Here is a 15,933-nt window from a genome sequence, read left to right as displayed (position 1 = left end):
AAAGGCCGCAAAGTCGGACTTTGCGTCGCGGTATCTCGGACGATCAATCCGCCGGCACGTACCCCTTCCCTCATCATGGCGGCGATCAAATCCAATCGGTGGCCGGGCATCGGACCGTACCTGCCACCAGCTCTCCCTTCGCGCTATGCGTCAACCTGAAGGGGCGCAGCCTTGGCTCCCGTCATGAAGGCCACGGCGTCCGACATGGTATAGTCCTTAGGATCGATGACGCAGAGCCGGCGGCCCAGGCGATGCACGTGGATGCGGTCGGCCACTTCAAACACGTGCGGCATGTTGTGGCTGATCAGGATGATCGGAATGCCACGCGCTCTAACGTCCTGGATCAATTCCAGCACGCGCCGGGATTCCTTGACGCCGAGCGCCGCCGTCGGCTCGTCGAGAATGATGACCTTCGAGCCGAATGCCGCGGCCCTCGCCACCGCCACACCCTGCCGCTGCCCACCGGAGAGGGTTTCGACCGCCTGGTTAATGTTCTGGATAGTCATCAAGCCCAGGTCTGACAGTTTTTCGCGTGCAATTCGCTCCATGGCAGGTCGGTCGAGTTGGCGCAACACCGAGCCCATGAAACCAGGCTTCCTCAGCTCACGCCCCATGAACATGTTGTCGGCAATAGAAAGGGCCGGCGACATGGCAAGCGTCTGGTAGACGGTTTCGACGCCCGCCTGGCGCGCGGCGATCGGGGAGGGAAAGCTGACCTGGCGATCCTCGAGAAACATCTCGCCGCTATCGGGCTGGATGGCGCCCGAGAGCACCTTGATCAGCGAAGTCTTTCCCGCGCCATTGTCGCCGATCACCGCCAGGATTTCGCCGGGCATGAGATCGAAATCGCAATTGTCGAGGGCCGTGACCTTGCCATAGCGCTTGTTGAGGCCACGCGCGTAAAGAACCGGTTGGGTCATGCCGACACCTTTCTGATCCACTGGTCGACCGCAACGGCGGCAATGATGAGAACGCCGATAAGGAGATAAGTCCACTGCGCGTCGGCGCCGAGGAGGCGCAGGCCCAGCGAGAACACGCCGACGATCAGCGCGCCGAACAGCATGCCCATGATCGAGCCGCGCCCGCCGAACAGCGAAATGCCGCCGATCACCACGGCCGTGATGCTCTCGATATTGGCCGTCTGGCCCGAGGTCGGCGAAACCGACCCGATGCGGCCGATGAGCACCCAGCCGGCAAAGGCGCAGATGAGGCCCGAGAGCATATAGACAGAGATCAGCACCGCCCGCGTATTGACGCCGGCCAGCTTTGCCGCCTCCGCATCGTCGCCCACGGCATAGACATGCCGCCCCCAGGCGGTATGCCGCAGCACATAGGCGAGGACGAGGACAATCGCGATGAAGGCGATGACGCCATAGGTGAACACGGCACCCGCGACCGAGAACGACTGCCCGAAAAATTGCAGCAACGGCGCCTGTGTCTCGATCTCCTGGGCGCGAATGGTTTCATTGCCAGAATACAAAAAGTTGCTGGCAAGGGCGATCTGCCAGACGCCAAGCGTGACGATGAAGGGCGGCAGTTTGACCCGCGCGATCAGCCAGCCATTGACGAAGCCGATAAAGGTGCCGAGCACGAGGCCGCAGGCGATGGCAACGGCCGGCGGCATGCCGAGGCGAAAGGTGAACTGCCCCATCACCACCGAACTCAAAACCATGATGGCCCCGACCGAAAGGTCGATGCCGGCGGTGAGGATAACAAGCGACTGCGCCGCCCCGACAATGCCGACAATGGCGACCTGCTGCAGGATCAGCGTCAACGCGAAGGACGAGAAGAACTTGCCGCCGAGCAGCGCGCCAAACACCACGATCGAGAGCACCAGCACGATCAGCGGTACGAGCGCGGGATTGCTGTGCAGCGCATGCTGCAGGCGCGAGAGCAGGGTGATCTGCTGCTCAAAACTAGCAATCGACTCGTTGCGGCGCGCGAGGCCGGCTTCGGCCTCGGTTGGATTGGTCATTGCGTTTCTCCTCGCCCGAATTCCCTGTGGCTCAGGGCGGCCTCCACCGCCCCGAGCCGACGACTAGCCTATCAGCCCCAGCAGAGGTTGGCGCCTTCGGTCGTGTCGACGGAGTCGACGCCATCGACCGGCTGGTCGGTCACGAGCTTCACGCCGGTGTCGAAGAAGTCCTTGCCTTCGGTCGGGGTCGGCTTGGTGCCGCTATCGGCCCAGGCCTTGATCGCCTCGACGCCGAGCGCCGCCATCTGCAGCGGGTACTGCTGCGAGGTCGCGCCGATGACGCCGTCCTTCACATTAGCGACGCCCGGGCAGCCGCCGTCGACGGAAACGATGGTGACATCGTTCTCGCGGCCGAAGGATTTCAGCGCTTCATAGGCGCCGGCAGCGGAGGGTTCGTTGATCGTGTAGACGACGTTGATCATCGGGTCCTTGGCGAGCAGGTTTTCCATCGCCTTGCGGCCGCCTTCCTCGTTACCGGCCGTCACGTCATGGCCGACGATGCGCGGATCGCTTTCGTCGCCCCACTTGTTGGAATCACCCAGTTCAATGCCGAAGCCGGAGAGGAAACCCTGATCGCGCAGCACGTCGACGCTGGGCTGGCTGACGGCAAGGTCGAGCATGGCGATCTTGGCATTGGCGGCCTCAGCGCCGAGCTTGCCCGCGGCCCATTTGCCGATCAGCTCGCCAGCAATGAAATTGTCGGTGGCAAAGGTCGCGTCGGCCGCATCGACCGGATTGAGCGGGGTGTCGAGTGCGATCACCAGGAGGCCCGCGTCGCGCGCCTTCTGCACCGACTGCACAATGGCCGAGGTATCAGACGCGGCAATGAGAATGCCCTTGGCGCCATCGGCAATGCAGGTCTCGATGGCCGCAACCTGGGTTTCATGATCGCCGTCAATCTTGCCGGCAAAGGATTTGAGCGTCACGCCCAGTTCCTGCGCCTTGGCTTCGGCGCCTTCCTTCATCTTGACGAAGAAGGGATTGGTGTCGGTCTTGGTGATGAGGCAGGCGCTGACGGCATCCTGTGCCATTGCAGCGGACGACATGACGGCAAGGCTCAATGCCGTGCCCATAAGCAGCTTCTTCACGGATTTCTCTCCCTTGAAACAGCCCCGCCAAAGCGGCTCCTCCACAGGCGGAAGGCTGGTTCCCTGTGTTTTCACCCTTCCATCGTTGCGCGGAAGAGGATCGGTCGTCAATATATAAATCTCATTTATTTATTTATTCGAGATGCGCTATCTTCCGCTTCGGAAGAGCTCCAACTATGGTGCCGCCATGACTACGGCAAACATCAGAAGCGTCAGCAGCGGGGTCAATCAGAGTGGGGTTCGGGATCACAACGAACGGCTGCTGCTGACCCTATTGCAGCGCCATGGGGCCCTCGCCGGCAGCGACCTGGCGCGCCTTGCAAACCTCTCACCGCAAACGGTTTCGATCATTCTGCGCGAGATGGAGGCCGAGGGGCTTCTGGCACGCGGGGCGCCAGTCAAGGGCAAGGTTGGAAAACCCTCCGTGCCCATGAGTCTGGCCGAAGGCGGGGTGCTCTCCGTCGGCTGCAAGATCGGGCGGCGCAGCGCGGTTCTGCTGCTTGCCGATTTCCGCGGCACGGTGCGCCAGCAGTTGCAGATCACCTATGCCTATCCCCTCCCCGAGCGAATCTTCGCCTTCCTGCGCGAGGGCCTCACGCAGATTCTCGCCTCCTGTTCCCCGGACGAGCGCACCCGCATCTGCGGCATCGGCATCGGCGTCCCCTTCGAACTCTGGAAATGGAATGAACTGGTCGGTGCTCCGGCGGAGGAATTTCTGCTCTGGAAAGATGTCGACTTCGCCTCTGAGCTTGCCGAGTTCACCGACCTGCCGGTCAGCCTCGTCAACGATGCTACGGCAGGATGCCAGGCCGAGCACATCTATGGGCGCGGCAAGGAGTTTCGCGACTACGCCTATTTCTTCGTCGGCGCCTTCATCGGGGGCGGCATTGTCCTCAACAACTCGGTCTATCCCGGCCATCGCGGCAATGCGGGCGCCCTGGGCTCCCTCCGCAGTTTCGGTCCGCAGGGCGAAAGCCAGCAGCTGATCGACGTTGCCTCGATCCACCTGCTCGAAACCCGCCTCATCGAAAACGGCCACGACCCGGCCGATCTCTGGACGCTCCCGCAGGATTGGAGCCGCTTCCCCCGCTTCGTCGACCCCTGGATCGGCCGTACCGCCCAGGAACTTGCGCGCGCGAGCCTCTCGGTCTGCGCTGTCATCGACTTCGAGGCCATCCTGATCGATGGCGCCTTCCCGACCTCGGTCAAACACGAGCTCGTCGAACGAACTCGCCGCTATCTCGTCAACCAGGACATGCGCGGCCTCATCGCCCCGCGTGTCGAGGCTGCAACCGTCGGCTTCAACGCCCGCGCTATCGGCGCCGCCGCCAGTCCCCTTTTCGATCGCTATTTCATGAACGGCAATGTGCGCCTATCGGCGTGAAGCCAAGCGTTAGAACTTCGACGCGAGTCCCAAGACCCCTCAGAACCACCTGTCGTCCCCCTTCCGCGTCAATGGAGCAAAAAAGTTACCCTTAGCCCGCTATGAGCTTTCACGCTGGAGAGGGTGGCGGCAGCACGACCCAACTTCTGCTGCCAATTGTTTTTTTCCTTTGCGTCGCGGCAAACATTATCAATCGTATCAAACTCCATTACGGACTGACGTCAAAAACGCCATGCCAGCAAAACCATCCAATCCTGGCAGAGCCGGCAAGAGTGAAGGTCAGTATCAGCGCGAAGCGACACGCCTACTCAACCGGGCCAAGAAGCTTTTCCCTGACCTGCCCCCTGTCGAAGCTCTGATTGTTGAAGCGGGCTCACCTCCACCCATCAAGTGGTCGACGCTGCGGCGCTATAAGCCAAGCTATCACAGGGCCCTCATTGCCGCGGGCTCGCTCAGTCCTGAAGCCGATTTCAAGCGCTTGTGTCGCAGACTAACTGAGCGGGGCGGCGAGCCTCTTAAGCCTCAGACATCAAGCAACAAGGTGACCGATGCCACACGCGACGAGGCCGCGGCAACCTTCCAGCATCTCAAACGCCTCGTTCTCAAGCGCGAGGGAAGAAGCGCCATGGCGGCAGGTCTATATGTGCTTGTTGCACCCAGGATCGGTATACGACCTATCGAACTACTCGACGCCGTCGTAACCGAAAAAACGGTGCAGATAAAAACCGCAAAGCGCCGCAACGGAAAGTTCTACAGGGGTTTGCGACTAACCCGCTTCTCCCCGACATTCATAGAGGCGTTGAAATGGCTCTGCGTCCTCGCCCAGGCCGGGACCGATGCCGCGCCTAGCTCAGACCCCGAAGAGCGCTTCGAATCCTGGCGTAATGCCATAGCAGAGGCGCTCGCTCGGGCGAGCAAAGCCGCTGCCGGCCGACGGTTGAGCCTCTACTCCTTTCGGCATGTGGCGCTCGCGACCTGGAAGGCCAATGGCTTCTCTGCCGCCGACATCGCTCTTATGGCAGGACACCTGGATCTAAGGGGCGCCGGCCATTACGCCTCAGGTCGCCATGGATGGCGAGATGAGATAGCGCTTGTCAGTCCTCTCAAACCCTCGCCATCCGAAGATCTTGCTTCTCCTTCCGTCGGGGAGAACGTCAGCAGAACCGGGGCTGACACGGCCGAGCCTTCCGCTCGATCAGGCGTTGGCGTTGCGCAAATTGACTTTGTCTATGAGGATTTCCCAACGCCTCAAGCAAAGCCGGCCGTCGTACCAAGCGGCATTGATGCGCGGGCTATATTTGAGGCTCGGGCCGACGAGATTGAAGCCAACGTGGATCGCCTGGTGCGAAATCAAAGACATAGTAACAAGAAAAGTCGATCCGGCTTACCACGCAAACCATAGTGCAGTCCTTCCGGGGAAATGACACGGACATTTGTCAAACCGTTCATCTCGCTCTGCAAACTCCCTCTTGGGATTCTTTACGAAATCCGCCAGCAGGTCATTGGCAGGTCATTGGCAGGTCATTGGCAGGTCGTGGTGAATTGTCACAAAATTATCTTTCGGCGTTATCCGTTGATCCCGATGCGTTATAGGTTTCGAGAAAAGTGTTATTGTTCCGGGGCAGAACGTCGTCGGGTCCGCCCCAACTGACCTCAATAAGCCCATTTCGTTCATGTCGTCCCGAGCCAAAACCAAGGGAGACGTTTCTGACGATCCCAGCTGGCGGCCTGGCTCCAAACGCAATCCAGGAGGAAGTGACCCGGGCTTTCCGTTGAGGAAGATTGAGGACCGCGGCGGCGCGCTCGACGGCGATGGCAAGTTCTGCATGGCCGTTACCGAGTCCTCCTCTGCAATAAGCGCCGGGCAACCTGAAAGCTTCCCGCGCGATCAGGGGGAGACGATCGGCTCACCACCCACATCCCAGAGTGTTCACGAGCCCGTTCCAAAAAAGGAGCCAATTTCGGGCTCTCCCCTGCTGTCGACGTCATGGGGCACAACAAATTGCCCGCCGTGAATCTGAGCCTTGGACAAGCTAAGCGTTGAGAGCCATTCAACTGAGCCTTGGAATGTCATGGACCTAGAGGTAGAGGCCGTTATGCGCTCGAGATCATGAACAGTCCGGCGCGCATCCTGAGCCGCTTCCAGCACCGTTTCAGCCTTTTCGAGAAGCGCTCTGCCGGCGGCCGTTAGGCGCTCAGGCATGGAAATTGATAGCAAATGTGCGATATTGCTATCAACAGCCTTCCGCGGATGGTCAATCGCTGAGGCTTCCCCCCGTGTGGCGGCTCACACCCGTCAGATAATGTCGTCGATATCGACTTCGCGTTGCGAGCATCTCAATTCGTGTCAGAACAATAGATCTCGTAGAGCGTCGTCAACACACGCCTGACCTCATCCGAAGCCAAGGTGTAGTTGATCTGCTGACCATCCCGCCGCGTTGCCACCAATCCCCAGGCGCGCAGTTTGGAAAGATGCTGAGATAGCGGGGACTGGCCGAGCTGAACCCGATCGGCCAGTTGCCCGACATTCATTTCATGCTCGAGCAGGTTGCACAAGATGAGCAGCCGCTTCGGATTGGCCATGGCGGCTAGGAGCTGAGACGCCCGGTCGGCGTTCCGCTCCATGGCGGCAAGATTCACGTTGATCATATTAGCACTTGCGTATATACGAATGTTCGTTGATGACGGTTATGCCCCCTGTGGGCCCGGTTTTCAAGGAGTTCGTGATGCGCCCCAATATTGGATCTGCCGATCGCATCCTCAGAGCGATCATCGGACTGGTCCTCATCGTTGGGACCTTCATACCCTCTCTTCCTTTGGCCAGCGCGCCGGTGCTGCAGGCAATCGCCTTCATTGTCGGCCTCGTCCTCCTGCTGACCGCCGTCGTGCGGTTCTGCCCGCTCTACCGCCTGATTGGCGTTTCTACCAGTAAGGTATAATTTCATGACTGAGTTTACCCCGGTGCTCTCGCTGCTCGGCGGCGCACTGATCGGCCTTTCGGCTGTCCTGCTCATGGCGTTTCATGGGCGCATTGCCGGCATGACCGGCATTCTGACCGGACTCCTGCCGCCCGTCGCTTCTGACTGGACCTGGCGTGCCGCCTTCATTGCCGGCGCCATCATCGCCCCCAGCCTAGTTCTGAGTTTTTCGGACCATTCGATCGCCTTTTCCAGCCCCGTCCCCCTGCCCTGGGTGATCATCGGCGGCCTGATCGTGGGGGGCGGCGTCTATTTCGGCTCCGGCTGCACCTCCGGTCACGGCGTTTGCGGCATGGCTCGTCTCTCGCCGCGCTCGATAGCGGCCACCGGCACCTTCATGGCGACAGCCATCGTCACCGTTTTTGTTATTCGTCATCTCTCGGGCGGCTTCTGATGCAGCGTACTCTTCTTGCCGGGGTGGTCGGTCTCATTTTCGGTACCGGCATTGCCCTGTCCGGCATGGCCAACCCAGCCAAGGTTCTCAACTTCTTCGACATTGCCGGCACCTGGGACCCCTCCCTGGCCTTCGTAATGGGCGGGGCCCTGCTGATTACCGCGATCGGCTACCGCCTGGTGCTTCGAAGCGCAAAACCGGTTTGCGAGGCCAAATTCCACGTACCGACCAATCGCAAGCTCGACCTCCCCCTGATTGCCGGTTCCGCCGTCTTCGGCATCGGCTGGGGAATTTCCGGTTTCTGCCCGGGTGGCGCCATTCCGGCCCTTGGGCTGGGCGAAGCCTCGGCCTGGGCCTTTGTCGGCGCCATGCTGGTCGGCATTTTCGCAGCCCGCTCCATTCGCCTCGCACACGGCCAGCGCCTCGCGCCGGCCACCTGACCCTCAACGTTGAAAGGAGCTCGAGATGAGCACCATTCCCTTCACCCCCAATCTGGCCTTGAAGCCTGAGGTCACCGCCTTCTTCGATGCCCCGACCAATACGATTTCTTATGTCGTCAGGGACCCCGGCTCAAATGCCTGTGCCGTCATCGACTCGGTGATGGACATCGACTATGCGGCCGGGCGCATCACCTACGATGGCGCCGATCGGATCATCGATTTCATCAAGGCCAATGGTCTTGAGCTCGAGTGGCTGATCGAGACTCATGTCCATGCCGATCACCTCTCGGGCGCGCCCTATATTCAGTCCAAGGCCGGCGGCAAGCTGGGCATTGGGGAGAACATCACCGTGGTCCAAGACACATTCGGCAAGATCTTCAATGAAGGCACCGAATTCCAGCGCGACGGCTCCCAGTTCGATCGCCTGTTCACCGATGGCGACAGCTACCGGATCGGCGGAATGACGGTTCACGTCATGCACACGCCGGGCCATACCCCGGCCTGCATGACCCATGTGGTGGGCGACGCCGCCTTTGTCGGCGACACGCTGTTCATGCCCGATGGCGGTTCGGCCCGTGCCGACTTTCCGGGCGGGGATGCACGCACGCTCTATCGCTCGATCCAGCGCGTGCTGGCGCTGCCGCGCGAAACGCGCCTCTTCATGTGCCACGACTATGGCCCGAATGGCCGCGACATTCAGTGGGAGACCACGGTGGGCGATGAGATCGACCACAATATCCATGTGGGACATGGCACCGACGAAGACACGTTCGTTGCGATGCGCGAAGCGCGCGACGCAACGCTCGCCATGCCCAAGCTAATCATCCCCTCGCTGCAGATCAATATGCGCGCCGGCCAGCTGCCGCCAAAGGACAAGGACGGCAAAACCTATCTCAAGGTGCCCGTCAACGGCCTCTGAGACTACCGGCCCTGCGATGTTTTCTCTTTTCAAATCCCGGAGCAATCCCGTGAATATCCGCAAGCTCGACGACAATTTCTCCGCCACCGCCCAAATCATGCCAGACCAGGTCAAGGCCGTTGCCGCAGCAGGCTATCGGTCGATCGTCTGCGCTCGCCCCGACAATGAAGAATTTGGCCAGCCCAGTTTCGCCGAGGTGGCACGCGCCGCCGAGGCCGAAGGACTGCAGATCGTTCATATCCCCGTTTCAGGGGGGCTTGGCGAAGAACAGATCATTCGTTTCCACCAAGCCTGGGAAGAGGTGCCCAAGCCTGTCCTCGGCTATTGCCGCTCCGGCGCTCGCGCCGGCAGCCTCTATGCCACGCTGAACAAGTGAACGTCGCGTCCGGCCGGTGGCGGCCGGACCAAGGCCAGATAGAGTTTCCGATGCGCCTCAAATCCTACTTTCCCATCCTCGACTGGGGGCGACGGTACAATCGCCAGACCTTGACCAGCGACCTCATGGCTGCGGTCATCGTGACGATCATGCTGATCCCGCAATCGCTTGCCTATGCCCTGCTGGCCGGCTTGCCGCCTGAAGTGGGCCTCTACGCATCGGTCCTGCCGCTCGTCGCCTATGCCATCTTCGGCACGTCTTCCGCCCTGGCCGTCGGCCCCGTCGCGGTCGTCTCGCTGATGACCGCGACCGCGGTGGGACGCGTTGCAGCGGAAGGGTCGGTGGACTATGCCAGCGCCACCATCATTCTGGCTCTGCTGTCTGGTGTCATGCTGACGCTCATGGGGCTCTTTCGTCTGGGGTTTGTCGCCAACTTCCTGTCGCATCCGGTCATTTCCGGCTTCATCACCGCTTCCGGCTTGATCATTGCCACCAGCCAGGTCGGCGGCCTTTTGGGGATCAAGACCGAAGGGCATGCCTTGCCCGAGCTGCTGGTCTCGATCTACGAGAATGTCGGGAACATCAATCTCCATACAGTAGCGGTCGGCGCGGTTGCTCTGGTCCTGCTGCTCTGGATCCGGCTCGATCTCAAGAACTGGCTGACCCGTTTCGGGCTGAGCAAGGCCGTCGCCACGACCATCGTCCGCGCCGGTCCCGTGCTCGTCGTCTTCCTGACCATGGGCTGGTCGGCCGGCATGGACCTCGCATCCAAGGGCGTGTCGCTGGTAGGTGACGTCCCGCAGGGACTGCCCATGCTCGCGCTCCCGAATGTGAGCCTGGATCTGGTCCAGCAACTGGCTCTGCCGGCGCTGATCATCTCCATCGTCGGCTTTGTGGAATCGATCTCCGTGGCCCAGACCCTGGCTGCCAAGCGCCGCGAACGCATCACGCCCAACCAGGAACTGATCGGCCTTGGCGCCTCCAACATCGCGGCCGCCATTGGCGGAGGCTATCCGGTGACGGGCGGCTTTGCCCGTTCGGTGGTCAATTTCGATGCCGGGGCCGCCACCCCAGCGGCCGGCGCCTTCACCGCCATCGGCATTGCCGGGGCTACGCTGCTGCTGACCCCGTTCCTTGCCATCCTGCCCAAGGCGACGTTGGCGGCGACAATCGTCCTCGCCGTGCTGACCCTGGTCGACTTTTCGATCCTCAAGCGCGCCTGGGCATACTCGAAGGCCGATTTTGCGGCGGTGGCGATCACCATGTCGGGCACGCTGCTGCTTGGCGTCGAAACCGGTATTGCCCTCGGGGTCGGTACCTCGATCCTGATTTTCCTCTACCGGTCGTCGACACCGCACGCCGCTATCGTCGGTCAGGTTCCAGGCACCGAACACTACCGCAACGTCAAGCGGCACAAGGTCGAGACCGTGCCTGGCATGCTTTCCATCCGCATCGATGAAAGCCTCTACTTCGCCAATGCGCGCTACCTCGAGGATCTGGTTTTCGAACAAGTCGCGGCCAATGCCGGGATCACTGACGTCGTGCTGATGTGCTCGGCCGTCAATGCAATCGACATGTCGGCCCTCGAAAGTCTCGAAGCCATCGAGCACCGGCTCAAAGATGCAGGCGTGCGGCTGCACCTTTCGGAGGTCAAGGGGCCGGTGATGGACAGGCTCGCCCACACTCATTTCCTCAAGAACCTCTCCGGCGGAGTTTACCTCAGCCAGCATCAGGCAACGACCGGCGTTCTGGCAAGCCGGGTCGCCAACACCACCCAGACGGCCGCCTGAAAAGGCGGCCCTCAGGCCCCGCTCGACCGCGTGGACCAGAGCATCCATGCGGCAACCCCGACCAGGACGAGCGCAAAGGCGCGCGACACCACGACCCGCCCCATGCCGCGCGTCAGCACCGGTTCGAGCATGCCCGAGGCGGTGACAATCGCCAGATGGATCAGCGTGGCGACGCCCACATAGACCGCTGCCAGCAGTGTCCAGGAGAGCGGGCCGTCGCCACCCGCAGCCAGAAAGTTGGGCATGACAGTCACATAGAACAAGGCTGCCTTGGGATTGAGCAGATTGGTCACGAGACCCTGAACGAAGTAACGGCTGCTCTCGACGGGCTCGGGCGGCAGGTCGGCTTCACGCCAGGCGTCCCAGGCCAGATAGAGGAGATACGCCACGCCGCCCCAGCGCAGGATTGCAAAAAGCGCAGGGGACGCGCCGATCAGGGTGGCGAGACCAAGCGCTGCCGCAATTCCCATGATGGCGAGGCCAAGCGCTACGCCTGCCACTGCTATATAGCCAACCGACCGACCTTCTCGCGCCGAGAGCACGGCCAGATAGGTCATGTTCGGGCCTGGCGTGAGTTCGATGATCAGCGAGGCCAGGGCAAATCCAAGCAGGTCGGGCATGATTGGCCTCGGGTTCGGCAATCAGGTCTAGACGGTCTGGGAAGACACGATAAGAGTTGCGCTCGATCTCGAGCGCCTCAGTATCTCACCAAATACAGCAACGCAGCTCAGACCTGCCGCCGTCAAGAGCCAGACCGAAGGCTTCGGCCCGATGGCGCCTAGCGCCACCGAAAGTGCGAATGGTGCGACTGCCGAAACGCCGAGTCGACCAAGGCTAATCCAGCCCAGCCTCTTTCCAAAACCCGCCTTGCCGAAGAGCGCCAGCGGCAAAGTTCCGGAGACGATGCTGAAGAGCCCACTGCCAAGACCAAAGATGATCGCAAAAGCGACAGCACCGCCGATCGCCGGCGCGGTCAAGGCGAGCACCGTGAGCGCTGCCGGCATCAGCACCGCAGAAATCACCGCCAACGTTGGCGCCGGCAGGTCCTTGCCAAAGGCCATATTGACGAGGCGGCTGGCAACCTGTGCTGGCCCAAAAAGCGTTGCGACCAGAACGCCACTCCCGCCCAGCCCCAGCATGGCCAGCATCGGCACGATATGAAACAGCGTAGCCGCCGAGACAAAGCCGGCCAGCGAGAAGCCGAGCACCACCAGCACGAAGGTAGAATGGCTGGCGCCTCCCGTTTCCATGGCCGGCACCGGGCTTTTCTCTGCGGGCCTCTGGGCCGCCATGCGCGCAAAGCGCGTGAGCCAAAGGTGCAGCGGCAGACAGACGAGGGCATGCATGCCGGCAAAGACGAAATAGACCTGGTGCCAGTCCAATCCTTGCAGCATCCAGGTCGTCAGCGGCCAGAAGATTGTCGAGGCAAACCCGGCGATCAGCGTCAGATAGGTGATGCTGCGCTGCGCCTGCGGTCCCGTCGCCTGCGCCAGAAGCGCGAACGCTGTCGAATAGAGCACAAAGGCCGAAGCGAGCTCGACGAGGATCAGCCCGGCAAGAAAAGCCGAAGCATTGACGGCAAGACCACAAACGACAAGTGAGATCGCCGCGGCAACCGACCCGATCGACAGCACAAGGGCAGCGCCATGTTTGTCGGCGAGCCCGCCAGCATAAGGAGAGATCAGCCCACCTGCCAGAAGCGCCAGGGAAATCGACCCATAAACCCACTCGACGGCAATACCGAATTCCTCGGCAATACCCGGCGCCAGGATAGAGAAGCTATAGTAGAGCGTCCCGTAGCCGATGATCTGAGTAACACCGAGTGCCCAGATCGCAGCAGCGTTGGAGGGGGTCGATTTCGGCATGTCGTGTCAGATCGCCTTGAGGCCGACCCGCTCCTCGAGTTTGGTCGCGGCCTCTTTGCGTTCGCTGTAGCGGGAGGTGAGGTAGCCGGAAACGCCACGGTTGATCAGCGTGAACTTGACCAGTTCTTCCATGACGTCCACCACCCTATCGTAGAAGGATGACGGTTTCATGCGACCGTCGGGCTCAAACTCCTGAAAGGCTTTGGCCACAGAGCTTTGGTTGGGGATCGTCACCATACGCATCCAGCGGCCGAGAATACGCATCTGGTTGACAGCATTAAACGATTGCGACCCGCCCGAAACCTGCATCACGGCAAGCGTTCGCCCCTGTGTCGGCCGGATGGCGCCGCCCGGAAGCGGTATCCAGTCGATCTGGGCTTTCAGTACGGAACTCATGGCACCATGGCGCTCAGGGCTCGTCCACACTTGGCCCTCGGACCAGACCATCGCTTCCCGCAATTCCTGCACCTTCGGGTGGTCGTCCGGCGCGTCGCCGGGCAGAGGCAGGCCGTGTGGATGGAAAATCCGAACTTCCGCGCCAAAGCTTTCGAGGAGCCGCTGGGCTTCAAGCGTGAGGAGCAGACTATAGGAGCGTTCCCGCAAGGAGCCGTAAAGCATCAGAATGCGCGGCTTGTGTTGAAGCTCCGGGGCGATCAGCCGCGCCAGCTCAGGCACTTCGAAGGCGGCGGGAACGACATTGGGCAGATCAGACAATGCGCTTGCCCTCGGCGTCGATGATGACCTCGCCATCTTCCTTGGTGAAGGGCCCGATATCGGGGTTTTCGAGAATGTCGAGCACCACTTCGGAAGGCCGACAAAGGCGCGTGCCGACCGGCGTTTCGACAAAGGGCCGATTGAGCAGAACCGGGTGCTGACCGATTGCGTCGAGCAGCGCGTCGTCGGTCAGGCTGGTGTCGCCAAGGCCAAGCGCTTCATAGGGTGTGTCCTTCTGGCGGAGGGCCTGGCGCAGCGCCATGCCGGCAGCGGAGACCAGTTCAACGATGCGTTCGCGGCTCGGCGGGTTCTTGAGATATTCGACCACTCTGGGCTCGACGCCGCTCTGCCGGATCATGGCCAACGTGTTGCGGGAGGTTCCGCATTCGGGGTTGTGATAGATCGTAACGGTCATGATTGGTCTTCCGGGTTGATGGGGAGGTCGCTGCCGGAGGGCACGCGAAGCAGCCAGGTCATCAGCGCAAGGGCCACGAGCGCCCCAACCACCTGGGCGAGGATGAAGCCCGGCAGATCGAGCGGACGAATGCCGGAAAAAGTGTCGGTGAAGGACCGCGCGATCGCGACGGCCGGGTTGGCGAAGGATGTCGACGCGGTGAACCAGTATGCAGCCGTGATGTAGAGGCCGACCAGCATGGGCACTGCCTTCCGTTCAAAACGGACGCCGGCGAGGATGATAGCTACGAGCCCGAAAGCGGCGACGCTCTCCGAGAACCACTGCGCGCCACCAGTCCTGATCGTGCTCGAAGCCTGCACGAGGGGTAGAGCGAACATGGCGTGAGCAGCAATCGCTCCCAGCACGCCGCCGACGATCTGCACCAGGGCATAAAGCCCTGCGTCCCGCGCCGGCAGCTCTCGGCGCAGCGCAAAGACCAGCGACACAGCCGGGTTGAAATGGGCGCCCGAAATCGGCCCGAGCGTGCTGATCAGCACGACGAGGATGGCGCCGGTGGCGATGGTATTGGCGAGCAGTGCCAGCGCGACATCGGTGCTTAGGGTCTCGGCCATGATGCCGGAACCCACCACTGCCGCAACCAGCAGCCCGGTGCCGAGTGCTTCGGCAGTCAGGCGGCGGGAAAGATCGATCATGCTGCCCCGGCAGACTTCGACGTGCTGCCTTCCATGGCGCCGATGCCGCGGAGTTTTGACGTCAGGGCCATGCGGTCGATGCTTTCGAGCGGCAGGCTCATGAAGGCGGCGACACGATTGCGCAGATAGGTGAGCGCATCCTCGAAGGCGGCCTGCTGTTTGAATTCCGGGCCGGTAACGGCAGCGGGGTCTTCGATGCCCCAATGCGCAGTCATGGGCTGGCCGGGCCAGACCGGGCAGGCTTCGCCCGCTGCGTTGTCGCAGACCGTGAAGACGAAATCCATTTTCGGGGCATCAGATATCGCGAACTCGTCCCAAGCTTTTGATCGTAGGCCCTCGATAGAAATGCCCGCATTCTTCAACGTGGCAAGGGTCATCGGGTGCACCTCGCCACGCGGCATCGATCCGGCCGAGAAGCCACGGAAGCGACCGTTGCCGACGTGATTGATCAGGGCTTCTCCAAGAATAGAGCGGGCGGAGTTCCCGGTGCACAGGAACAAGACGTTGTAGACGCGATCAGCAGGCACAGGCGTTCTCCTTGGTGTTGGCGGGTGTGCAGCATTCGGCGGCGACGGCGGCTGCAGGCATGCAAACCTCGGGATGGCCGGAGCAGCAGTCGCGCATGAGAAATTCGACGAGGCCGGATAAACCTTCGAAATTGGCGCTGTAGATGATCGAGCGGCTTTCGCGGCGGGACTGGATCAGGCCGGCACGCTCGAGGTGGGCAAGATGGAAGGAGGCGCTGGATGACGACGCATCAACGGCTTCGCCGACGGCGCCAGCCGCCATTCCCTCCGGCCCTGCCTGCACCAGAATCCGAACCATGCGGAGGCGGGTTTCCTGGCTCAAAGCGCCGAATGCATTCAGGGCTTGCGGTTCTTCGAGTTTCATCTCAATATCTCA

The 15,933-nt window shown here is 61.6% G+C and carries 19 protein-coding genes; 8 read left to right on the top strand and 11 right to left on the bottom strand.

Going from position 1 to position 15,933, the window contains the following annotated elements:
- Positions 1–143: 143 nt before the first annotated feature.
- The 3 genes from JP75_RS09695 to JP75_RS09685 form a co-directional block, all read right to left on the bottom strand.
- A complete protein-coding gene (locus JP75_RS09695; RefSeq protein ID WP_035082320.1) occupies positions 144–920 on the bottom strand; it encodes an ATP-binding cassette domain-containing protein in 777 nt (258 codons plus the stop codon).
- Positions 917–1,975, bottom strand: coding sequence for an ABC transporter permease (locus JP75_RS09690; RefSeq protein WP_035082319.1), 1,059 nt, complete (start codon positions 1,973–1,975; stop codon positions 917–919). The genes JP75_RS09695 and JP75_RS09690 overlap by 4 nt, the downstream gene beginning before the upstream one ends.
- Positions 1,976–2,046: 71 nt before the next feature.
- Positions 2,047–3,063 (bottom strand): sugar ABC transporter substrate-binding protein, encoded by a 1,017-nt coding sequence (locus tag JP75_RS09685; RefSeq protein ID WP_425277274.1) that lies wholly within the window; start codon positions 3,061–3,063, stop codon positions 2,047–2,049.
- A gap of 187 nt (positions 3,064–3,250) precedes the next feature.
- Here JP75_RS09685 and JP75_RS09680 point away from each other — a divergent pair, with 187 nt between their 5' ends.
- The gene (locus JP75_RS09680; RefSeq protein WP_035082480.1) at positions 3,251–4,447 is read left to right on the top strand and encodes an ROK family transcriptional regulator; all 1,197 of its coding nucleotides are present in this window, start codon (positions 3,251–3,253) and stop codon (positions 4,445–4,447) included.
- 232 nt (positions 4,448–4,679) lie between these two features.
- Positions 4,680–5,849, top strand: a complete 1,170-nt coding sequence (locus JP75_RS09675; RefSeq protein ID WP_152565795.1) for a hypothetical protein — start codon at positions 4,680–4,682, stop codon at positions 5,847–5,849.
- A 935-nt stretch (positions 5,850–6,784) separates the two neighbouring features.
- Here the strand turns inward: JP75_RS09675 and JP75_RS09665 are convergent.
- Positions 6,785–7,096: an ArsR/SmtB family transcription factor gene (locus tag JP75_RS09665; protein ID WP_035082311.1), complete on the bottom strand. Its 312-nt coding sequence runs from the start codon at positions 7,094–7,096 to the stop codon at positions 6,785–6,787.
- Between the two features lie 77 nt (positions 7,097–7,173).
- Between JP75_RS09665 and JP75_RS09660 the strand changes: the two genes are divergently transcribed.
- Genes JP75_RS09660 through JP75_RS09635 form a run of 6 tightly spaced genes read left to right on the top strand, consistent with a single transcriptional unit; the run spans position 7,174 to position 11,344 of the window.
- Positions 7,174–7,386, top strand: coding sequence for a YgaP family membrane protein (locus tag JP75_RS09660; protein ID WP_035082309.1), 213 nt, complete (start codon positions 7,174–7,176; stop codon positions 7,384–7,386).
- A 4-nt stretch (positions 7,387–7,390) separates the two neighbouring features.
- On the top strand, positions 7,391–7,819 hold the full coding sequence (locus JP75_RS09655) for a YeeE/YedE family protein (protein ID WP_035082307.1): 429 nt from the start codon (positions 7,391–7,393) through the stop codon (positions 7,817–7,819).
- Positions 7,819–8,259, top strand: a complete 441-nt coding sequence (locus JP75_RS09650; RefSeq protein WP_035082305.1) for a YeeE/YedE family protein — start codon at positions 7,819–7,821, stop codon at positions 8,257–8,259. The genes JP75_RS09655 and JP75_RS09650 overlap by 1 nt, the downstream gene beginning before the upstream one ends.
- A 25-nt stretch (positions 8,260–8,284) precedes the next feature.
- The gene (locus tag JP75_RS09645) at positions 8,285–9,178 is read left to right on the top strand and encodes an MBL fold metallo-hydrolase (RefSeq protein WP_035082303.1); all 894 of its coding nucleotides are present in this window, start codon (positions 8,285–8,287) and stop codon (positions 9,176–9,178) included.
- A gap of 49 nt (positions 9,179–9,227) precedes the next feature.
- Positions 9,228–9,554: a protein tyrosine phosphatase family protein gene (locus JP75_RS09640; RefSeq protein WP_035082478.1), complete on the top strand. Its 327-nt coding sequence runs from the start codon at positions 9,228–9,230 to the stop codon at positions 9,552–9,554.
- A gap of 50 nt (positions 9,555–9,604) precedes the next feature.
- Positions 9,605–11,344 (top strand): SulP family inorganic anion transporter, encoded by a 1,740-nt coding sequence (locus tag JP75_RS09635; RefSeq protein WP_035082302.1) that lies wholly within the window; start codon positions 9,605–9,607, stop codon positions 11,342–11,344.
- 11 nt (positions 11,345–11,355) lie between these two features.
- On the opposite strand, the gene JP75_RS09630 is transcribed toward JP75_RS09635, so the two are convergent.
- The 7 genes from JP75_RS09630 to JP75_RS09600 are packed head-to-tail and all read right to left on the bottom strand — an operon-like array spanning position 11,356 to position 15,921.
- On the bottom strand, positions 11,356–11,964 hold the full coding sequence (locus JP75_RS09630) for a LysE family translocator (protein WP_051960554.1): 609 nt from the start codon (positions 11,962–11,964) through the stop codon (positions 11,356–11,358).
- 27 nt (positions 11,965–11,991) lie between these two features.
- A complete protein-coding gene (arsK, locus tag JP75_RS09625) occupies positions 11,992–13,209 on the bottom strand; it encodes an arsenite efflux MFS transporter ArsK (RefSeq protein WP_035082300.1) in 1,218 nt (405 codons plus the stop codon).
- Positions 13,210–13,215: 6 nt separating this feature from the next.
- Entirely contained in the window at positions 13,216–13,959 is a 744-nt protein-coding gene (gene arsH / locus JP75_RS09620; protein WP_035082298.1) for an arsenical resistance protein ArsH, read from the bottom strand.
- Positions 13,916–14,338, bottom strand: a complete 423-nt coding sequence (arsC, locus tag JP75_RS09615) for an arsenate reductase (glutaredoxin) (protein WP_035082296.1) — start codon at positions 14,336–14,338, stop codon at positions 13,916–13,918. Before arsC ends, arsH begins: the two co-directional genes overlap by 44 nt.
- Positions 14,335–15,030, bottom strand: coding sequence for an aquaporin (locus tag JP75_RS09610; protein WP_035082294.1), 696 nt, complete (start codon positions 15,028–15,030; stop codon positions 14,335–14,337). The genes arsC and JP75_RS09610 overlap by 4 nt, the downstream gene beginning before the upstream one ends.
- The gene (locus tag JP75_RS09605; RefSeq protein ID WP_035082292.1) at positions 15,027–15,557 is read right to left on the bottom strand and encodes an arsenate reductase ArsC; all 531 of its coding nucleotides are present in this window, start codon (positions 15,555–15,557) and stop codon (positions 15,027–15,029) included. The genes JP75_RS09610 and JP75_RS09605 overlap by 4 nt, the downstream gene beginning before the upstream one ends.
- Positions 15,547–15,921 carry an ArsR/SmtB family transcription factor gene (locus JP75_RS09600; RefSeq protein ID WP_035082290.1) on the bottom strand — a complete coding sequence of 125 codons (375 nt, stop codon included), beginning with the start codon at positions 15,919–15,921 and terminating at the stop codon, positions 15,547–15,549. Before JP75_RS09600 ends, JP75_RS09605 begins: the two co-directional genes overlap by 11 nt.
- Positions 15,922–15,933 lie beyond the last annotated feature (12 nt).

The organism is Devosia riboflavina, from assembly GCF_000743575.1.
Lineage (GTDB): Bacteria > Pseudomonadota > Alphaproteobacteria > Rhizobiales > Devosiaceae > Devosia > Devosia riboflavina.
This window is presented reverse-complemented; position numbering and strand designations above follow the sequence as displayed.

Coding starts and splice junctions, on each gene's coding strand:
- JP75_RS09695 (WP_035082320.1), bottom strand. CDS start 920: ATGACCCAACCGGTTCTTTACGCGCGTGGCCTCAACAAGCGCTATGGC.
- JP75_RS09690 (WP_035082319.1), bottom strand. CDS start 1,975: ATGACCAATCCAACCGAGGCCGAAGCCGGCCTCGCGCGCCGCAACGAG.
- JP75_RS09680 (WP_035082480.1), top strand. CDS start 3,251: ATGACTACGGCAAACATCAGAAGCGTCAGCAGCGGGGTCAATCAGAGT.
- JP75_RS09675 (WP_152565795.1), top strand. CDS start 4,680: ATGCCAGCAAAACCATCCAATCCTGGCAGAGCCGGCAAGAGTGAAGGT.
- JP75_RS09665 (WP_035082311.1), bottom strand. CDS start 7,096: ATGATCAACGTGAATCTTGCCGCCATGGAGCGGAACGCCGACCGGGCG.
- JP75_RS09660 (WP_035082309.1), top strand. CDS start 7,174: ATGCGCCCCAATATTGGATCTGCCGATCGCATCCTCAGAGCGATCATC.
- JP75_RS09655 (WP_035082307.1), top strand. CDS start 7,391: ATGACTGAGTTTACCCCGGTGCTCTCGCTGCTCGGCGGCGCACTGATC.
- JP75_RS09650 (WP_035082305.1), top strand. CDS start 7,819: ATGCAGCGTACTCTTCTTGCCGGGGTGGTCGGTCTCATTTTCGGTACC.
- JP75_RS09645 (WP_035082303.1), top strand. CDS start 8,285: ATGAGCACCATTCCCTTCACCCCCAATCTGGCCTTGAAGCCTGAGGTC.
- JP75_RS09635 (WP_035082302.1), top strand. CDS start 9,605: ATGCGCCTCAAATCCTACTTTCCCATCCTCGACTGGGGGCGACGGTAC.
- JP75_RS09630 (WP_051960554.1), bottom strand. CDS start 11,964: ATGCCCGACCTGCTTGGATTTGCCCTGGCCTCGCTGATCATCGAACTC.
- arsK (WP_035082300.1), bottom strand. CDS start 13,209: ATGCCGAAATCGACCCCCTCCAACGCTGCTGCGATCTGGGCACTCGGT.
- arsH (WP_035082298.1), bottom strand. CDS start 13,959: ATGGCGAGGTCATCATCGACGCCGAGGGCAAGCGCATTGTCTGATCTG.
- arsC (WP_035082296.1), bottom strand. CDS start 14,338: ATGACCGTTACGATCTATCACAACCCCGAATGCGGAACCTCCCGCAAC.
- JP75_RS09610 (WP_035082294.1), bottom strand. CDS start 15,030: ATGATCGATCTTTCCCGCCGCCTGACTGCCGAAGCACTCGGCACCGGG.
- JP75_RS09600 (WP_035082290.1), bottom strand. CDS start 15,921: ATGAAACTCGAAGAACCGCAAGCCCTGAATGCATTCGGCGCTTTGAGC.